This window comes from uncultured Psychrobacter sp. (assembly GCF_947488565.1).
GTDB classification, from domain to species: Bacteria; Pseudomonadota; Gammaproteobacteria; order Pseudomonadales; family Moraxellaceae; genus Psychrobacter; species Psychrobacter saeujeotis.
This window is the reverse complement of the sequence record NZ_CANKZC010000001.1, coordinates 613655-632210: the sequence shown is the minus strand read 5'-3', so window position 1 is coordinate 632210 and position 18556 is coordinate 613655. Positions and strand designations below refer to the sequence as shown.

Annotated in this window: 15 protein-coding genes; 8 read left to right on the top strand and 7 right to left on the bottom strand. The window is 42.8% G+C overall.

Annotation, left to right across the window (positions count from 1 at the left end; translation table 11 throughout):
• Positions 1 to 21: 21 nt before the first annotated feature.
• Positions 22 to 423, top strand: a complete 402-nt coding sequence (locus Q0890_RS02465) for a biopolymer transporter ExbD (RefSeq protein WP_299217150.1) — start codon at positions 22 to 24, stop codon at positions 421 to 423.
• Between the two features lie 233 nt (positions 424 to 656).
• On the opposite strand, the gene Q0890_RS02460 is transcribed toward Q0890_RS02465, so the two are convergent.
• Positions 657 to 1196, bottom strand: coding sequence for a DUF2799 domain-containing protein (locus Q0890_RS02460; RefSeq protein ID WP_299217148.1), 540 nt, complete (start codon positions 1194 to 1196; stop codon positions 657 to 659).
• Positions 1197 to 1551: 355 nt separating this feature from the next.
• On the opposite strand from Q0890_RS02460, the gene Q0890_RS02455 reads away from it, so the two are divergent.
• Together Q0890_RS02455 and topA are read left to right on the top strand one after the other, a co-directional pair.
• Positions 1552 to 2148 carry a hypothetical protein gene (locus Q0890_RS02455; RefSeq protein WP_299217145.1) on the top strand — a complete coding sequence of 199 codons (597 nt, stop codon included), beginning with the start codon at positions 1552 to 1554 and terminating at the stop codon, positions 2146 to 2148.
• Positions 2149 to 2425: 277 nt separating this feature from the next.
• Positions 2426 to 5104 (top strand): type I DNA topoisomerase, encoded by a 2679-nt coding sequence (gene topA, locus Q0890_RS02450; RefSeq protein WP_299217142.1) that lies wholly within the window; start codon positions 2426 to 2428, stop codon positions 5102 to 5104.
• 245 nt (positions 5105 to 5349) lie between these two features.
• On the opposite strand, the gene Q0890_RS02445 is transcribed toward topA, so the two are convergent.
• Together Q0890_RS02445 and lon are read right to left on the bottom strand one after the other, a co-directional pair.
• On the bottom strand, positions 5350 to 5904 hold the full coding sequence (locus Q0890_RS02445; protein ID WP_299217139.1) for a superoxide dismutase family protein: 555 nt from the start codon (positions 5902 to 5904) through the stop codon (positions 5350 to 5352).
• Positions 5905 to 6258: 354 nt separating this feature from the next.
• Positions 6259 to 8808: an endopeptidase La gene (lon, locus tag Q0890_RS02440; protein WP_299217136.1), complete on the bottom strand. Its 2550-nt coding sequence runs from the start codon at positions 8806 to 8808 to the stop codon at positions 6259 to 6261.
• 386 nt (positions 8809 to 9194) lie between these two features.
• Between lon and Q0890_RS02435 the strand changes: the two genes are divergently transcribed.
• Entirely contained in the window at positions 9195 to 10571 is a 1377-nt protein-coding gene (locus Q0890_RS02435; RefSeq protein ID WP_299217133.1) for a Na+/H+ antiporter NhaC family protein, read from the top strand.
• Between the two features lie 123 nt (positions 10572 to 10694).
• Here the strand turns inward: Q0890_RS02435 and Q0890_RS02430 are convergent, their stop codons facing one another.
• Positions 10695 to 11615: a 5-formyltetrahydrofolate cyclo-ligase gene (locus Q0890_RS02430; RefSeq protein WP_299217130.1), complete on the bottom strand. Its 921-nt coding sequence runs from the start codon at positions 11613 to 11615 to the stop codon at positions 10695 to 10697.
• A 195-nt stretch (positions 11616 to 11810) separates the two neighbouring features.
• Here Q0890_RS02430 and fumC point away from each other — a divergent pair, with 195 nt between their 5' ends.
• The 4 genes from fumC to Q0890_RS02410 all read left to right on the top strand — a co-directional run bounded on the left by fumC (position 11811) and on the right by Q0890_RS02410 (position 15559).
• On the top strand, positions 11811 to 13214 hold the full coding sequence (gene fumC, locus Q0890_RS02425) for a class II fumarate hydratase (RefSeq protein WP_299217127.1): 1404 nt from the start codon (positions 11811 to 11813) through the stop codon (positions 13212 to 13214).
• A gap of 53 nt (positions 13215 to 13267) precedes the next feature.
• Positions 13268 to 13795: a peroxiredoxin gene (locus tag Q0890_RS02420; protein WP_299217125.1), complete on the top strand. Its 528-nt coding sequence runs from the start codon at positions 13268 to 13270 to the stop codon at positions 13793 to 13795.
• A gap of 571 nt (positions 13796 to 14366) precedes the next feature.
• Complete coding sequence (locus Q0890_RS02415) at positions 14367 to 15158, top strand: hypothetical protein (protein ID WP_299217122.1); 792 nt, start codon at positions 14367 to 14369, stop codon at positions 15156 to 15158.
• 101 nt (positions 15159 to 15259) lie between these two features.
• The gene (locus Q0890_RS02410; protein WP_299217119.1) at positions 15260 to 15559 is read left to right on the top strand and encodes a HigA family addiction module antitoxin; all 300 of its coding nucleotides are present in this window, start codon (positions 15260 to 15262) and stop codon (positions 15557 to 15559) included.
• An 8-nt stretch (positions 15560 to 15567) separates the two neighbouring features.
• On the opposite strand, the gene Q0890_RS02405 is transcribed toward Q0890_RS02410, so the two are convergent.
• From Q0890_RS02405 to Q0890_RS02395, 3 genes are all read right to left on the bottom strand, one after another.
• Positions 15568 to 16425, bottom strand: a complete 858-nt coding sequence (locus Q0890_RS02405; RefSeq protein WP_299217116.1) for a DMT family transporter — start codon at positions 16423 to 16425, stop codon at positions 15568 to 15570.
• A 273-nt stretch (positions 16426 to 16698) separates the two neighbouring features.
• Positions 16699 to 17508: a MipA/OmpV family protein gene (locus Q0890_RS02400; protein ID WP_299217113.1), complete on the bottom strand. Its 810-nt coding sequence runs from the start codon at positions 17506 to 17508 to the stop codon at positions 16699 to 16701.
• A gap of 114 nt (positions 17509 to 17622) precedes the next feature.
• Complete coding sequence (locus Q0890_RS02395) at positions 17623 to 18534, bottom strand: rhomboid family intramembrane serine protease (RefSeq protein WP_299217110.1); 912 nt, start codon at positions 18532 to 18534, stop codon at positions 17623 to 17625.
• Positions 18535 to 18556 lie beyond the last annotated feature (22 nt).

Below are 18556 nucleotides of genomic sequence, written 5' to 3'. Positions count from 1 at the left end.
AGCAGCATGTCGAGGGTAATTATGGCGTTTCAACTGGGTGATGATGACGTTCAAGGTATGAATGAGATGAACCTTATTCCGCTGATCGATATCATGTTAGTGTTGATGATTATTTTTTTATTGACGGCGACGGTATTAAATCCCACAGTGCCACTAGATTTGCCAAAAACTAGTGCCACAGTTAATGAGACCCCGCCCGAGGTGATTCAGATCAGTATTGATGAAGATGCGGGAATATTTTGGGATGATAAAGCCATTAGTCTAGAGGCTTTAGAGGTACGTTTGCAAAAAGAAAGCGCTAAGGGTAAAGAGCCTTCAATACAGCTACGCGCTGACAAAGATAGCAAGTACGATACCGTGGCGCAAGTATTGGCAACGGCTAGTGAAGCAGGTCTGTCTAAGATAGCTTTTGTCAATGAGTAGTTTTTATAGATAGGCTGTATTGAAAGGTTGGCCTTTATAGTAATAGGCTTGCCAAAAAAACCAATAAACCCAGCAATAAAAATATAACCAAAACAATAAGAAGAATAATTAAAATAATAAATTTTTCTCCAGCCTTACTTGGGTAACCTTGTAAGGTTTCTTTATTGTAGAATGATTTTAAAGTGTCAATGTTATTTAACAATGTCAGTAAAGTTCAAAGCTCGTTGTAGTGGTTACCAGCCATAGCCAAATGGACGATAACCATAGCCAAAGTGACTAGGTCCGTAGCCGAATGGATAAGGCGTACGTAGATAATCAAGGTCACGCTGACGAATATAGTAGTAGCGACCTTGCGAGTAAGCTTCCTCTAACTTTTCGATGTTATCTAACGGGCAGACAGGTTGCCAGTCATAGCCCTCGCGGCCAAGCTTATAAGCGTTCAGCTCGGTACAATAATTTTTGAGACCTTGCTGGCGTCCCTGTTCCCATTGGATACGGTTAGGTGTAGCGCCGCCAACGCTTGCACATTGATTGGTATAGTGACCGAAATAAGCCCCTGAGCGGCCGCGGATACCATCTGCATAGCCGACTTCTTGCCAATTGCTGGCTTGGCACTGCTGCGGCGTGAGGGTTTTCGTCGTGGCACAGCCTGATAAGGCGAGTACAGCCGCGCCCATCAGCCCCAACGCTATACCCGATTTATTGATTCGTATTTCGTTTATTTTGCCGCCAAAAGCAGCAGCCGATGAGTGTTGTTTAAGAAGATATTTCATAATAAACCTGCGCGCGTTTAAAATTATGGTTTATCATAGCATTTTTTATACGAATGGCTTTTATATCTTGTTATCGAGTTGAATTATTATCTCTTTTTAAGTAATTGATATAGAAGTGTTTGTTTGCCTTTTACTGATAAAGAGCAGAAGCTTGTGCTTGAATTTTGAGTATAAGGCCGCGATATTAGTCTGCACACAGCATCTTGAGAGTGTCTCTTTATTGGCTCATAGCATATTGGCTTAATATATAGTGCATAAAAAAGAGTTGGCCATATCTGATAACGATAGCTAGCAAACAAGTATCATTTATAACGTTAATAGATGCTTATTAACCAAACGATAAGGCAAGTTTTTCATGGGGCTATGGATCGCAGTCGTCATTGTACTATTTGTATTAGGGAGTATGATGGCGCTTAAACCAAACGGTATTGATCAGCGTTTAGATAAGCTGCGTATGACAGCGCGTCGTCTACAGCTTCATCCAAAGCTTGTGGCTTGTCCTGATTGGATCAAAGGTCGTGACAATGAGTATGGTCGCGGGATGCTTGGTCAGTACTGCCTTGTGTTAGAGGATACGCAGCTGCCGCATATGCGTTATCAAGTTATTGATGGCCAATGGCGACCAGACAGCAATTTTATCGATACGAGTACAGATGATAGTAAGCTTACGATTCCAAGTGTGATTCGTAATCATCAAGCTAGTAACAATACGGTACTCAAAAAATCCAATTTTGCTCTAGATAAAGCGCCGCTGGATTTGCCTGTTAGTATCGAGCCATTTGTAAAAGGTCTGCTGACTAAATCTAACAGCATTGTTATATATTGGGAAGATATCGCTTATGTTCGTCCATTGACCAATCCTAATTACCAATCAAAAATGATTGAAACTGACTTACTTGCACTCAAAGAAAACCTTGAAAAGTGGGCCTTAACCATGCGAAAACAGCCATAATCATATAAAACGGTCATGAAGCTGGTAAAGGGTTTTTTCATCTCCATTAAGGGATATTGAGCAGACGTTTTTGGCAAACTCTAAATTATTTAAAGTTGACAGTTTCACTATTAGCAGTGTAACGTCTTTATAACCGCATTTTTGTTTTATGGTTATTGTTTGTTAAGTAAACATTTTTAATGGCAGCTATTACTACAATAAAACGCTGAACTATTATCATTAGTCAATAAAATTGCCATGCTGCTGAATTTATCCTTATTTTTAATCTACTTATATTATGGTGTCGTCACATATGGCAAAAACTACAACTAAAAAGAAGGCAACTACTGCTGATAAACCGAAAGGTAAGTCTTTAGTTATTGTCGAATCACCAGCCAAGGCCAAAACCATCAATAAATATCTTGGCGATAGTTTTATTGTTCGCTCAAGTATTGGTCATGTCCGTGACTTGCCTGTCAGTGCCAGTAAGAGTGCCAAAAAAGCAGCGACGGCCAAAAAAGATGAAACGCTCAGCAAAGAAGAAAAGGCGCAGCAAGCTCTAGTACGCCGTATGGGTGTTGATCCAGAGCATGATTGGGCAGCAGTCTATGAAGTACTGCCGAACAAGACCAAAGTCATCAAAGAGCTAAAAGCTCTGGCCAAAGACGCCGATAAAATCTATCTGGCAACGGATATGGATAGAGAAGGGGAAGCAATCGCTTGGCATCTAAAAGAAGTCATCGGTGGCCCTGATAGTAAGTATCAGCGTGTGGTTTTTAATGAAATTACCAAGTCCGCTATTCAAAATGCGTTTAAAGAACCATCGAAGCTTGATATCGATCGCGTCAACGCCCAGCAGGCGCGGCGCTTTTTAGATCGGGTCGTCGGCTTTATGGTGTCGCCGCTGCTATGGCAAAAGGTCGCTCGTGGCCTGTCTGCAGGACGCGTGCAGTCGGTTGCTATGCGCTTGGTCGTTGAACGCGAGCACGAAATTCGCGCTTTTATACCAGAAGAATATTGGCAAATTCATGCTGATACTCACGTTACCAATAGTACTGCCAAAAAACCTGCAGACGCTGAGCAAACTGCTTTGCGCTTAGAGGCGACCAAGCAAGGTGGTAAGACGCTTAAGCTTGTCAATAAAGAGCAGACTGACAAAGTCTTAGAGGTATTAAAATCAAGCGACTTTATCGTCAAAGAGCGTGAAGAAAAGCCAACACAATCACGTCCGAGTGCGCCGTTTATTACCTCGACCTTGCAGCAAGCTGCTAGCACCCGCTTAGGGTTTTCAGTTAAAAAAACCATGATTTTGGCCCAGCGTTTATACGAAGCGGGTCATATCACCTATATGCGTACGGATTCGACCTTCTTGTCTGGTGACGCATTAGCTGCTGCACGTGGCTATATCGAAGATAACTATGGCGCAAAGTATGTACCAGAAAAGCCAAACTTTTATGGTAACAAACAGGGTGCACAAGAAGCGCATGAGGCGGTTCGTCCCTCTAACGTCAACATGAAATCTACTCAGTTAAAAGGTGTGGAGCGCGATGCCATACGTTTGTATGAGCTGATTTGGCGTCAGTTTGTCGCTTGTCAGATGCCGCCAGCAAAATATTTGTCAGTAAACCTATTCGTTGGTGCCAGTGATGTCGAGCTAAAGGCTCGTGGTCGCACCATGACCTTTGATGGTTATACTAAAGTAATGCCCCCAGCCAAAACTGACGATACTTTGTTACCTGATGTTAAAAAAGGCGATCAGCTCATCTTGGATAAGCTTGATCCAAGTCAGCATTTCACCAAGCCACCACCGCGCTATACTGAAGCAAGTCTCGTTAAAGAGCTTGAGAAAAAAGGTATCGGACGCCCATCGACTTATGCCTCAATTATCTCAACCATTCAAGATCGCGGTTACGTCAAATTAGAAAATAAGCGCTTATTTGCCGAAAAGATGGGTGATATCGTCACCGACAGATTGACAGCAAGCTTCCCAGACTTGATGGATTATACCTTTACCGCAGCATTAGAAGATAAACTTGACCATGTCGCAGAAGGCGATCAAGACTGGAAAGATGTGTTAGACAACTTCTATGGTGACTTTAAGACCAAACTTGAACATGCCAAAGATAAAGATGGTATGCGTCCTAATGATCCGACGGATGTGCCGGACGTACACTGTGATATCTGTGATCGTCCGATGCAACTACGTACTGGCTCAACGGGTGTGTTTTTAGGGTGTACTGGCTACAACTTACCGCCAAAAGAGCGCTGTAAAGGTACAAAAAATTTAATGCCAGTTGAGGCTTTTGCCAATCTCGATGACGCGGAAGGGGACGATGAGGCGGCCGAAGTCAAAGATTTGATGGAAAAAAAGCGCTGTCCGAAATGTGGTACAGCCATGAACGGTTATATCGTTGATGGTGGCCTAAAACTTCATGTTTGTGGTAACAACCCCGACTGCGACGGTTATATCTTAGAAGAAGGTAAGTTTGAAGTACCAGGCTCAGATGCGCCAACCATTGATTGTAATAAGTGTGATGGGCAGATGGAATTAAAGACGGGGCGTTTTGGTCCTTACTTTGCTTGTCAAAAATGTGATAACACGCGTAAAGTGCTCAAAACGGGAGAAGCGGCACCACCGCGTATGGATCCAATTCATATGCCGGAGCTCAAATCAACCAAGCATGATGATTATTTCATTTTGCGAGAGGGGGCGGCTGGGATGTTCTTAGCAGCATCTAAGTTCCCAAAAGTACGCGAGACACGTGCGCCAAAGCTTGCTGAGCTACGCGCAGTCAAAGATAAAATGGAAGATAAGTTCCAATATTTGTTTGAAGGGCCAGATGAAGATCCTGATGGTAATCCAACGATTTTACGCTGGTCACGTAAGAAAAAAGAGCAGTATATCGGCTCTGAGAAAAACGGCAAAGCCACGCGTTGGGGTGTATATTGGCGTAAAGGCGAGTGGGTTGAGGAGTAGTTAATAACCCAAACTATAGTCAATCTGATATAAAAACGATACAGTGAGATGGAAAGTTGTTTTTCGCAGCATCTGTCGGAGTAGGCACAGCACGCAAGAAAAATAACTTTTCATTGAGCGACTTGATAGCCATGTATCTGATTTATTTGGATTCAACTATCCCTTACGATCTTAATTATCCATAAAAAAACCTCTTAGCATCCTAAGAGGTTTTTTATTATCGATAAGAGTTGAGCTAAACGTTATTATCTCTTTTCGATGATACCGCAAGCAATACGGTCGCCAGCGTTACCTGCTGGTTGACTGGTATAGTCATCAGCGCCAGCATGAACGATAAAGGCACGGCGATTGACACTGTATTTACCTGTTTGAGCTGCTGAAATTTGCTTGTTCACATAGTTGATAGTGGCAACACCATCTTCGTTGGCGGTTAAGTTAGGCAAATCACCTGCATGACCGTTCATATCATCTGGGTTAGAGTGGGGGAAGTTATCAGGATTAAAATGACCACCTGCTGCTTTACCCATATCAGCACAGCTACCAGTTTCGTGAATATGTAGCGCTACTGTTTTACCTGGTGTCATATTCATAAGCTTACCGTAAACCTGTACACCGCCATCAACAGGGCGCAAGAACACCTGACCAACTTCCTTATTACCATCAACCGTTTTAATCGTTGATTTTAGAGCAGGTTGACTAAACGGATTACCTGTTTGGAGCTGATCTTGTACTGTTTGGCAACCTGTCATTGCTAACGCTGAACCACATAATAAAACACTTGCGAGCATCGTCTTTTTCATTGTTTTCTCCATTTTATTCGGTTATTGAACGTTTTTATTGATAGTTAAGTCTACTATCTATATAGGTTTGTTCTGTACTGTTCGCTCTGTACTACTTACAGACATCACAGTCAGTATAGACAAACATTGGTCATAGTTATTCACCATAAGCGCAACAATCGGTTAATAAATGTAAATAACGTATGGGTTTGAAAAATGAGAACATGAAGTAAGAAGAAAAAATATAAGCTACGGTCATCACAGTAGTATCAAAGAGAATAAGTAGGCTTAGCTAAGTAGAAGAGAAACATAAAAAAAGACCGTAATTAATATTACGGTCTTTTTGCATTTATTGACTATTAATAACTTTACAGCTTAATTGTGCAGCGCTTTACCTGCCGTTTTATCAACGGTCACTTTTGCAGGTTTTAGTGGCGTTGGCATACTGACCAAGGCAACCTTTAATATCTCATCAATTGTCGCTACAGGCTGAATGGTTAAGCCTTCTTTCACATTGTCAGGGATATCAGCCAAGTCGCGCTCGTTACTCGCTGGAATTAATACGTGCTTGATACCGCCGCGATGGGCTGCGAGCAGTTTTTCTTTAAGACCACCGATGCGCAAGATTTTGCCGCGCAGTGTAATCTCACCTGTCATCGCAATATCTGGACGAATGGCAATACCAGTCAAAGCAGAGACCAGGGCGGTTGTCAGCGCTCCACCTGCAGATGGACCATCTTTTGGGGTCGCACCCTCTGGCATATGCACGTGAACGTCAGTGGTTTTGACAGTCTCATAGTCAATACCTAAGCTATCACCGCGAGCACGAACGACACTCATGGCAGCGCGAATAGACTCTTTCATCACATCACCTAGTGAGCCTGTGAAGCTAAGCTCACCTTTGCCTTTCATGGCTACCGCTTCGATGGTTAATAACTCACCACCGACTTGTGTCCAAGCAAGACCAGTGATACGACCAATTTCAGGGTCTTTTTCGGCCAATCCATAATCGTATTGATGCACGCCTAGATAGTCATCGATGTTTTTGTCATCGACTACGACCAGTTGACGCTCATCTTTTTTCGGAGCACGTGCGCCATGACTTTCAACTGAACCGCGTACGACTTTACGGCAGATTTTATTAACTTCACGCTCAAGGTTACGTACACCTGCTTCGCGAGTATAGCTACGCACGATGCTGTGCAACGCTGCTTCGACAATTTCAATCTCGCCTTCTTTAAGACCATTTTGCTTAATCGCTTTTGGCACAAGATATTTCTGCGCGATATTGACTTTTTCTTCTTCGGTATAACCTGGTAGACGAATGACTTCCATCCGGTCAAGAAGGGCAGGCGGGATATCCATGCTGTTAGCCGTACAGATAAACATCACTTGTGATAAGTCTAAGTCCATGTCCAAATAATGGTCGTTAAACTTATCATTTTGTGATGGATCTAGTACTTCCAATAGCGCTGATGCTGGATCACCACGGAAATCTTGGGCCATTTTATCGACTTCATCTAGCAAGAATAGCGGGTTTTTCACCTCTACTTTGGCTAAAGACTGGACGATTTTACCTGGCATTGCACCGATATAAGTACGGCGATGACCACGGATTTCAGCTTCATCACGGACGCCGCCTAGTGCCATACGCACAAACTTACGCCCTGTTGCTCGCGCAATCGATTCACCCAATGAGGTTTTACCCACACCAGGAGGACCCACGAGACAAAGAATCGGACCGCGCAATTTTTTCACGCGCGATTGGACCGCTAAGTATTCTAAGATACGATCTTTTACATCTTGCAAGCCATAGTGGTCTTCATCAAGCGTGGTCTTAGCTTTTTCTAGATTGATAGAGACTTTAGTGGTCGCATTCCACGGCGTGTCCAAAATCCATTCAATATAGTTACGTACAACCGATGACTCACTCGATGCAGGTGGCATCATCTTAAGCTTTTTAAACTCTTGCTCCGCCTTCTTACGGACATCATCAGGTAAGTCAGCATCTTCTAGGCGCTTCTCAAGCTCCGCGACATCATCATCGCCATCAAACGCGCCGTCATTCATGTCAGACAGCTCGTTTTTGATGGCTTTCATTTTTTCGTTTAAGAAGTACTCGCGCTGATTGTCTTCCATTTGCTGACGTACCGCATCTTGAATATCTTGTTCGATATTCTGCTCGGCACTTTGCTTAACCAAATATTCAGTCAAGGTATTGATGTGAGCTTTGATGTCATTATTTTCTAAAAACGACTGCTTGACATCAAGATCCATCGATACGCGAGTTGAGATGAAATATACCAACTCAAGCAAGTCATCAATGCGCTTCGCGACACGAGTAAGCTCACGAGCATTACGTAAGCGTGCATCAGCGTAGCTTTCAAACAAGCTGGTTAAAGCTTGAATGGTGTTTTTTTGTTGGCTCTCATCCATTTGTACATCAAGATCAGCGCGCTCAAAGCTTGCCATCAAGACATGGTCATGACTTTGGATGGTATCGACACGCGCACGATATTGACCTTCGATAAGGACTTTAATGCAATCCTCATCGCTATCATGTGGCATCGTGCTGACGATGCGACACACCGTACCGTATTGGTATAAGTTGTCCTGATCGATATCTTCGGTCAATGAGTCTTTTTGTGCCACGACCAATACTTTATTACCATATTCAGCTTGCGCCAGCTCAACCGCTTGCACGGATGGTGCACGACCGACGAATAGGGCGATTTGCATGTGCGGATAGACCACCACATCTCTAAGAGCCAGCAGTGGCAAATAGTCTTCAGCACTATCGTCTTTGACAACGTCAGATGACGCGCTCAACTCATCTACAGATGAGTTATCTGTTTCGTTATCATGGTCAATAGCAGATGATACATCGATGTCGATGTTATCTTTATCAATATTATGTTCACTCATATATTTTTCCTCGTTAACCAGACTTGTAAAGTCAAGTTCGTGGTTCATGTTTAGATAAATGGAGTCCCCATAAAAAATTGCAAGGCCTTACTATAGTCAATGCTAAATAAAATCAAGACATCAATAACCATGTAAAACTAAGGCAAATTCTCTTACTTAAACACAGATAATACCGCTTACTCATTTCTTCTTTAGTGAATATCTCCTTCATTATGAGCATAGGTTTTACTTGTAAAATCAGGTAAACTGACGCCCGTCTAAAACCATACTGTCTAAAGTAGAGCGTTTGAGGTACTAGAGTGTTATTTACAAGGTGTATAGATTTGTAGGTTTTAAGATATAACCAGTCTTTATCAGGCTAAAGCAAAGAGCAAAAGGGGCCATACATGGCAATTAACGCAGTATTATTGGCAGTAGTCATTATGCTTGGTCTGTCACTTGCGCGCGTGCATGTGGTGCTAAGTTTATTAATCGGAGCGCTGGCAGGTGGACTCATCGCAGGTCTTGGTATTACCGATACTTTAGAGGCCTTTCAAGAAGGCATCCGTAATGGCGCACAAATCGCCCTGTCTTATGCGTTACTGGGTGCTTTTGCGGTAGCGATAGCTCACTCTGGTTTGCCGCAGTCATTAGCAGGGACAGTTATCAAACGCATTGACGCGGCGGGCACTGGTGGCATGATTAAGTATATGCTGTTTGCAGGCTTAATCGTCATGAGCTGCTTTAGTCAAAACTTAATTCCTATCCACATCGCCTTTATTCCGTTGCTTGTGCCGCCGTTATTACTCGCCTTTAATCGCATGCAAATTGATCGACGGCTCATAGCTTGTTTGCTGACCTTTGGTTTGGTCACCACCTATATGTTTATCCCCTATGGTTTTGGTGATATTTATCTCAATCAAATCATGCTAAAAAACGTCGGTGAAGCAGGTATAGATATCGCTAACATTTCTGTCATTCAAGCAATGGCGATACCCGCGTTAGGTATGTTCATCGGTTTGTTGACAGCAGTCTTTATCAGCTACCGTAAGCCGCGTCAGTATCAACAAGTCGCTATCGATAAAGAAGCTCGCGATGCCGCTATCCAAAGCGAAGGGTTAGAAGGTGATGAGCTAAGCAAAACAACCGCTGGTGCCAAGGCGCAAAGTAAGTTAAAAACGCTGGTCGCTTTGGCTGCTATTGTGACTGCTTTTGTAGTGCAGCTTTATACGGACTCGCTGTTGCTCGGCTCAATGTTTGGCTTTGGGGTCTTTATGGCGACAGGCGTGGTCAAGTGGCGTGATGCCGATACAGTGTTTAATGATGGTATCAAACTGATGGCGATGATTGGCTTTATCATGATTACCGCGCAGGGTTTTGCCGAAGTCATGAAAGCAACAGGTGAGATTGCACCGCTCATCGATGGCGCGACTAACTTTTTTGCGGGCAACAAAGCCATTGCTGCCTTGGTCATGCTGGGTATTGGCTTGGTGGTGACGATGGGTATCGGCTCGTCATTCTCGACTATTCCGATTATCGCCGCGATTTATGTACCGCTGTGTATCTCTCTAGGGTTTTCGCCGCTCGCCACCGTTGCGATTATTGGTACGGCTGGGGCGCTTGGTGATGCGGGCTCGCCAGCGTCAGATTCGACCCTTGGTCCAACCTCTGGTCTAAATATCGATGGACAGCATGACCATATCAAGGACAGCGTGGTACCAACCTTTTTGCATTATAATATTCCATTGTTGGTATTTGGTTGGATTGCGGCGATGGTGTTGTAGGCGAAGGGTGTTTGGCTAAAATTTAATGTAGGCTGGATTTTTAAACCAGCATCAAATATTTTAAAAAGCGCACCGAAAAAGACATCAACTTCCACTATCGGTGCGCGAGGCATACCCTAGATATTACTCACTTTTATTATCAGAGTCCTCATCAAAATCCTCAATCTCACCACTTAAGCTATTCAAAAAAGCATCACTGTCAGCCAGCAACTCGTTTAAGCGTTTCTCATTAATCACCCTTGCCAACTCATCACCGCTAAACACCTGTTCTTGACTGTAGTACAGAATTTCCCTAGCGTCATCACTTCCTAATGCTTTTAAGTACGTATCAACCGTATCAGCGCTAGAAGATTTTTTCTCAGCACTGTCGTTAGCCTTTGCGACATTATTCGGTTTAAACCACCTTATGCCACTTGGCGTAATTAAGCCATCTAACGGAACATCCCATGGTTGACGTTCGAGAAGTTCTACCACCTGAAAATCATAGCACCAGCCAATTTTTAACGGTTTTTTCGAGCCTGAGCGATAGCTTTTACCAAGCGTCGTATCATAAAATCCGCCGCCCATGCCCATACGATTGCCATTTAAGTCTACCGCCACAAGCGGACAAATAATCACATCTAATTCGCGCGCCCAAAGTAGCCTGCGATGATGGTTTTGTTTCATACCCAAGCTGTGAATCCGTGTCGGCACGTTTACCAATTTGGAATGATAAATCGGCACAAAGCGCAGGTGTTTATCAATATTGCCTGTAGCATCACGACCAAACGAACCAACGACTGGCAAATAAGGTAGATAGCCTAAGCGCACGCACCAAGTGAGTAGTGGCTGAGTCGGCAGCTCACCAAAGCCATCATAATATAAGCCAATACGGGCATGTGGAGGCAAGCGCTGTTGCAACTTGATTAAGTGCAAGCTTGCCAAGCGCGCGTATTGTCTACGCTCGCCATCTGTTAACTGGCGACGTTGGCGGGTAAATTGCCGTCTCGGTGGATTGCTAGGTTTAGACTGTTTCGATTCAATATCTTTGGATTTAGGATGCATAGATATACTATTCGGTAATGTATTGATTTGATGGTAGTTGATACTTTTAGGCGCCAGTTAGACTTATGGACTTGGAGAAATTTGTCATAAGTCATGCTATCATAACGGCACTTTAAAACGTATTCTCCTTTATGTGCAGCGTATTTTGCACTTTTTTCAAAGCAGCTATACAACAAACCATCAAAGAGGGTAGTTATGTCGACACAGAATCAGGCAACTCGTACCGAAAAAGACACTATGGGCAACGTGGAAGTCCCAGCTGATGCTTATTGGGGCGCGCAAACCCAGCGTAGCCGCGAAAACTTCAAAATCGGTGGCGAGACCTTGCCACGTCCGATGATTGAAGCGATGGCTTTAGTCAAAAAAGCCGCTGCGATTACCAACGCAGGTCTTGAGCGTATCGAAGGTGATAAGCGCGACCTAATCGTGCAAGCCGCTGACGAGATCATCAACGGTGGTCTAACGGATCAGTTTCCATTAGTCGTATGGCAGACGGGTTCTGGTACGCAGTCAAACATGAACATGAACGAAGTACTCGCCAACCGTGCCAACGAAATCGCTGGTTCTGAGCGTGGTAGCTACGCGCCGATTCACCCAAATGACCATGTCAACCATGCACAGTCTACCAACGACAGCTTCCCAACAGCGATTCGTGTGGCTGCCGCGCGTCAAATCAATAGCTTGCTTATCCCAGCGGTAAAAGCATTACGCGATACGCTAGATGCCAAAGCCAAAGAATTCGATAGCATTGTTAAAATTGGTCGTACGCACCTGCAAGACGCCACACCTTTGACCCTAGGTCAAGAGTTCAGCGGCTATGTCAGCCAACTTGACCATTCGTTGACTCGTATCGACAACGCACTACAGGGTCTATATGAGTTGCCACTAGGCGGTACGGCGGTTGGTACAGGTCTAAACGCCCATCCTGATTATGCAGTAAAAGCAGCTGAGCAGTTATCAACCTTGACTGGTCTGCCATTTGTGACTTCACCGAATAAATTTGAAGCGCTAGCGGCGCGTGATGCCGAAGTATTTGCTTCAGGTGCACTCAAAACTCTAGCGGGTAGCTTGAACAAAATTGCTAACGACGTACGTTGGCTCGCATCAGGTCCTCGCTGTGGTTTAGGTGAGTTGACGATTCCAGAGAACGAGCCAGGCTCCTCTATCATGCCAGGCAAAGTAAACCCAACTCAGTCAGAAGCAATGACGATGGTTGTCGCTCAAGTGATGGGTAACGACACGACGATCAGTATGGCTGGCGCGTCAGGTAACTTCGAGCTCAACGTTTATAAGCCGGTTATCGCTTTTAACCTATTGCAATCTATCCAACTATTGGGCGATGCGTGCAACAGCTTTAACGATAATTGCGCCGTTGGTATTGAGCCAGTCAAAGACAAAATCGATGACTTCTTGCATAACTCGCTCATGCTGGTTACCGCATTGAACCGTCATGTCGGTTATGAAAATGCGGCAAAAATCGCGAAGACCGCTTATAAAGAAAACAAAACCTTGAAGCAAGTCGCGGTTGAATTAGATCTAATGACCGAAGCACAGTTTGATGAGTGGGTGACGCCAGCTGATATGGTGCATCCTTCTTAATGTAAAGTTTATCTGGATAAATAAAAAGACAATAACCTAAATAGGAGTAAATAATGATTACCCATGTACCTGATGTGACTTTTAAAACTCGTGTTCGTGATGAATCTATCGGCGGAGATAACCCATTCACATGGTATGACCTAACCACCGATGAGTTATTTGCCAATAAAAAAGTAGTTGTGTTCTCGCTACCAGGTGCCTTTACGCCAACGTGTTCAACCAGCCATCTGCCTCGTTATGAAGCGCTTTATGATGAGTTTAAGGCGTTGGGCGTAGATGAAATCGTGTGCGTTTCTGTCAATGATGCCTTTGTCATGTACCAATGGGGTCTCAAGCAAAACCGCGAAAACGTATTTTTGCTGCCTGATGGTAATGGTGAGTTCACTCGTAAAATGGGTATGCTTGTTGATAAGAGTAATCTCGGCTTTGGTATGCGCTCATGGCGTTATTCGATGCTTGTTGACAATAAAGCCATTAAAAAAGTGTTTAAGGAACCTGATTTTGGCGACAACTGCCCAATCGACCCCTTTGAAGTGTCAGATGCAGACACTATGTTAGAGTATTTAAAAAGTAATGCTTAACCACATTGACGCTTGAATACTGTCGAACTGCGTAGTCCTTAAATATAAGGGCTACGTAGCGAGTAGGGTGGGTTAGCGAAAGCGTAACCCGCCGCTGTATACTCGAATAAAAAGACCTTATCACTTGAAGTGAAAAGGTCTTTTTTTTGGTTATAAATTTTTGGAGCCAATCCTGCTTTGCGCTTGTATCTACTAGTCTGGTTGAGGCGGTAGCTACGGTTTGTAGTGTCTCCTGCTCCGCGAGCCACTCCAAAACCTAGCTTCCGCAACTCACCCAAACCAGCAGGATACCGCTTCAATCAGGGCTAGCGGCAACATCTTGTTTTTGCTTATATTTATCGTAGTTAAAGCTTTAATATTTTACAAAGCTTGAGAATACTTAATTCGTAGGTTGGTGTGGAGCTTGCGACACCCAACTACTTTGAGTTGATAAGTTATTGAATATTGTTCTTCCAAAACAACCTATGAAAATTAACTAATGTTTATATGTAATATCTATCCGAAAAGAGGAATGTTGTGTAATAATTGACAACTTATTAAATTATATTTCATTTGTTATACAAGGATATTTATGAGTTGGTTACAAAGATTGTTAGATGGAGGAATCTTAACTAACCTGATGTTTTTGATTATTGCAGTGGTAAGCGTACTAATATCAATCAGTTTATACATAAGAAGTAAAAAAGAGAAAAAGTTGGTTTTTATTGCTAAAAGTTATGAGCTTATAGAGAACTCCACTTCTTCAATCGAAAATTTAACTATTAAATATGGTGAAGAAAGTGTTGAAGTATTAACACTAACCAAACTCTCCTTTTGGAACAATGGAAAAGCTACTATCGATTTTAATGATATAGTAAAGTCTGATAGATTAAGAGTTGAGTTGCCAAAAAATGTTAGAGTCTATAATGCAGTTATCGAAATGCCAGCTAAGAAATCTAACTCAATAAAGCTAGATATTGTTGATAATAAGATAACAATTGAATTTGAATTTTTAGATTATGGGGACGGAGCTATTGTAATTTTTTATCACAGTGGCAGTAATGAACAAGGAGTACATCTAACAGGTACTCTTAAAGGAGCTTTGCCAATAGAGCCAGCTGAAGAGATGGAAGATCTACGTATTACTAAGTATGTAGGACGAGTTGTATTTCGCAAATATTTTGACGGCTACCCAAAAGATTTCAATATCGTAGGTAAGTTTATTCTTTTCAGTTTGATGCCACTAATGACGATTATAATATTAATATTAATTCCTATTGATTTAATTAGTTACAAGTTCTTCAAGAAGATACCAAAGCAGTTCAACCTAATTGACAAGGGTAAAAATGTTGCTAAAAAAGACAATAACTCTAAATTAAGCTAATAAAAAAACTACCATCTTCAAGTTAAGATATTAGAATATGTGATTAACTATGTAATATTTAAGTCAGTCGCTGCTAGAGAGTTAGATAGAGAGAAAACACTATGACTAAAAATGGTATGCGACCTATTCACCCAGGTGAAGTATTACGCGAGGACTTTCTTAAGCCGCTGGGTATGAGTGCAAATAGCCTAGTCAATAAACTCGGTGTTACTCCTGCACGTATTAATGAAATAATACGTGAGAAGCATGGCATTACAGCAGACACTGCCCTGCGTTTAGCCAAGTATTTTGGTGGTAGCGCTCAGTTTTGGTTAAACTTACAATCTACTTATGAGCTACGTTTGGCCGAGACTGATGATCTTGATTTCTTAGACGATATCGAGCCTATTGAGTATGCTTAACTTCCCAATCAAGCAATACTATCTTTATCTACTGTTCTAGAATATATATTTAACGAATTACCGGCCACGATGAGCATGATTCCAATCAATAAGGCAACGCTAAAACTCTCAGAATATAAAAGCACACCAATGATTGAGATGAGCGGTAATCTAAATAAATCCATAGTCACGACGAATGTCACCTCTGCGTATTGCATGGCTTTGGTCATACAATAATGTGCCGATAGCGCCGTTACACCTATAATTATAAGCCATAGCCACTGAATACCGACTGGCGTCGTCCACCCGTCTATCAATAACAGCAATCCTAAAGGCGCTTGTATCAAACACATCATAAAAATAATCGTGATTGGGCTATCTGTGTTAGATAATGATTTTGTGGCCACATGAGAAAAGGCATAACAGATGGCGGCGCCCAACACGATCAATGACGCATAGTGAGCGACATCTAGGCTAGGTTGAACGATGACTATTATTCCCAGTATGCCTAACAGTACGGCAATAACTTTTTTTACCGTGATAGATTCTTTTAAAAAGAGATACGAGATGATTATCGTCCAAAAAGGGACGGTGAATTCAATAGCAAAAACGGTCGCTAAGGGCAGTAGTCCTATGCCTAAGAACCAGCCATATTGTCCCGCGAAATGAAATAAATTCCTTACTAGGTGTAGTTTGATACGTGTGGGAAATGAGAAACGTGCCTTCTTCAATAACAGTATGATTGGCAATAGTACCAATAGGCCGACGATACTTCGGAAGAATAAAATCTGAAAAACACTGATTTCGTTATTCAGCTCACGAGCACCAATGGCCATTAAACAAAATGAGGTGAGTGCGCCAATCATCCAAAGGGTAGAGCGGATCATAATGGTGCAACCCTGTATATAAAATCAAATCTGGAGTTTATCTTATAGTTCATTTACTCTAAGAATGTTACGGCAAGGTTGATATAAATTTTTGCAGCCTCTGTCTGCGTAGGTACAGCAAGCAAGAAAATTTCTATCAACCTCGCATCCAGATAAAGTACATGACACTTTTATTTTGTACGAACTATACAGGCTAGTGTCTCATATCAAAGAATTAACACAATAAAAAAGCCAAGCAAAATGCTCGGCTTTTTCTATTACATTTTTAAAACTCTAAAACTTATAAAGCAAACCGAGCGTCGTACGAGACTCAGTGCGCGAGTCAACCATTGGGCTGTCGTATTGCTCATCCGATAGATAGCTTAAGCTCTGATTGGCGAAGCCTGCCCAGCGCTCATTAAAGTCATAGTTGGCACTGATATTGATGTAGGGGTTAAAGCTTGAGTCAGGTGAGTATGAGTCAACCCCAGTACGTGCTGATTCTTCATCGCTGACACCATAATAATATTCATTGTAGTCTTCGTTATTCCACTCAATACCGATACTTGGATAGACCGTCAGCTTATTTTTACTATATTTGGCAAGGTAAGTTAAGCGGCCAAATGTACCATCACTACGATCTAAGACGTCAGTGGCGATTTGCCCACGCAAGCCACCGATAGGTGTACGGCGTAAATAAGTGAGACCCGCAGCGGCTGAAGCTTTACGTTTATCAAGACCTTGAAGCGCCCCATTGGCGTCATCAGGATCAAACTCACTGCCCGCCAGCTGTGTATAAGCCGATAGCTGGTTGGTCCCATCATTGATGATATACGCACCAGCTTGAGCACCGCGTGCATAAATCTTATTGTTATCATAAAAAACGCCTGGCAATACACGTACTTCGGTATTGTCATCCAAGTCATAAGCTGAGTTTGCCGCCATGACATTGACCCCAACGCTTAGTTCAGCGTCTTGGTCGGCAGGTAGATTCTTAAAAGGAGCTGCACTGGTCAAGCTAGCCACACTAAGTAATGCAGTCGCTGTTAAAGTACTAAGCAAAACTTGTTTAGTGTTATTAGAAAGTGCTGCAATTTTGAACATAATGGAATCTCGTTAGTGAGTGAAAATGATCGGATAGAAAAAAGCGAGTAGGGCAAACTATATTAATCTGCTGCTTTTGTGAGCTATCTAGCAATAATAAATAAGTATGACAGTTTACTCAATGGTTTTTAGTACTTGTAATATTTGCTGATGAATATCCTGCCACCACCAAATAAAACCTGCGCTAATAAGTAGCATTATAAGCCATGGAAGTAGCTGCCATATCAGCGCAGGTTTAGTAGGAGTCTCTAGCAAGACAGAGTAGCTGCCAGATGGTTCATGATTGATAGTAGTATTTATAGGATCAGCGGTAGCAGGATAGACAGTATTTGTATCCTGAGTATCGCCATACTCAGGCACGTCATAAGTATGAGAGTAGGTCATCGGTGCCATTGATGAAGTTATACGTTGACGATGAGCAAGCGCAAATCCAAAGGCGATAAGCAGTCCAGTAATAGCCCCACCAATGTGACCGGCGTTATCAATACCCGGTACCGCAAAACCATACACAAGATTAATACCCATAATAAATACTAGGCTTCTTAAATTGAGAACCATACCGTTAACAGATATTTTAAATAGCGCGGCTATCAAGAGTGCAGCGCCGATACCCATGATACCACCAGAGGCCCCAGCTGATAGACCCGGTTGTCCTGTACCATCCAAAATACCTTGCCACGTCACGTAATTGTTTAGCAAATTACCACCGATGGCCGACAGCAAAAATAACGCCAAAAATTTGGCTGAGCCAAACATCGGCTCTGCAACTTGACCAAAAAAGTACATGGCAAACCCATTAAACAGTAAATGCATCAGGCCAATGTGCAAAAACGCACTACTTACCAGCCGCCACGGATCATCAACCATGGTTAATGGCAGTGCATTAGCGCCCCAGCTTAGCAGCGCTTGCGTCGAGGGATTATTGGCATCAACACCCGTTAACACTTGCACGATAAACAGTCCAATGAAACTGACTAATAATAAGGTGCTAACGGGCGCGGTCTTTAACAATTGCTGTATGGTCATAAAACGAAGTATCAATTAAAAA

Coding starts and splice junctions, on each gene's coding strand:
- Q0890_RS02405 (WP_299217116.1), bottom strand. CDS start 16,425: ATGATCCGCTCTACCCTTTGGATGATTGGCGCACTCACCTCATTTTGT.
- topA (WP_299217142.1), top strand. CDS start 2,426: ATGGTGTCGTCACATATGGCAAAAACTACAACTAAAAAGAAGGCAACT.
- Q0890_RS02460 (WP_299217148.1), bottom strand. CDS start 1,196: ATGAAATATCTTCTTAAACAACACTCATCGGCTGCTGCTTTTGGCGGC.
- fumC (WP_299217127.1), top strand. CDS start 11,811: ATGTCGACACAGAATCAGGCAACTCGTACCGAAAAAGACACTATGGGC.
- Q0890_RS02445 (WP_299217139.1), bottom strand. CDS start 5,904: ATGAAAAAGACGATGCTCGCAAGTGTTTTATTATGTGGTTCAGCGTTA.
- Q0890_RS02435 (WP_299217133.1), top strand. CDS start 9,195: ATGGCAATTAACGCAGTATTATTGGCAGTAGTCATTATGCTTGGTCTG.
- Q0890_RS02455 (WP_299217145.1), top strand. CDS start 1,552: ATGGGGCTATGGATCGCAGTCGTCATTGTACTATTTGTATTAGGGAGT.
- Q0890_RS02465 (WP_299217150.1), top strand. CDS start 22: ATGGCGTTTCAACTGGGTGATGATGACGTTCAAGGTATGAATGAGATG.
- lon (WP_299217136.1), bottom strand. CDS start 8,808: ATGAGTGAACATAATATTGATAAAGATAACATCGACATCGATGTATCA.
- Q0890_RS02400 (WP_299217113.1), bottom strand. CDS start 17,508: ATGTTCAAAATTGCAGCACTTTCTAATAACACTAAACAAGTTTTGCTT.
- Q0890_RS02430 (WP_299217130.1), bottom strand. CDS start 11,615: ATGCATCCTAAATCCAAAGATATTGAATCGAAACAGTCTAAACCTAGC.
- Q0890_RS02420 (WP_299217125.1), top strand. CDS start 13,268: ATGATTACCCATGTACCTGATGTGACTTTTAAAACTCGTGTTCGTGAT.
- Q0890_RS02410 (WP_299217119.1), top strand. CDS start 15,260: ATGACTAAAAATGGTATGCGACCTATTCACCCAGGTGAAGTATTACGC.
- Q0890_RS02395 (WP_299217110.1), bottom strand. CDS start 18,534: ATGACCATACAGCAATTGTTAAAGACCGCGCCCGTTAGCACCTTATTA.
- Q0890_RS02415 (WP_299217122.1), top strand. CDS start 14,367: ATGAGTTGGTTACAAAGATTGTTAGATGGAGGAATCTTAACTAACCTG.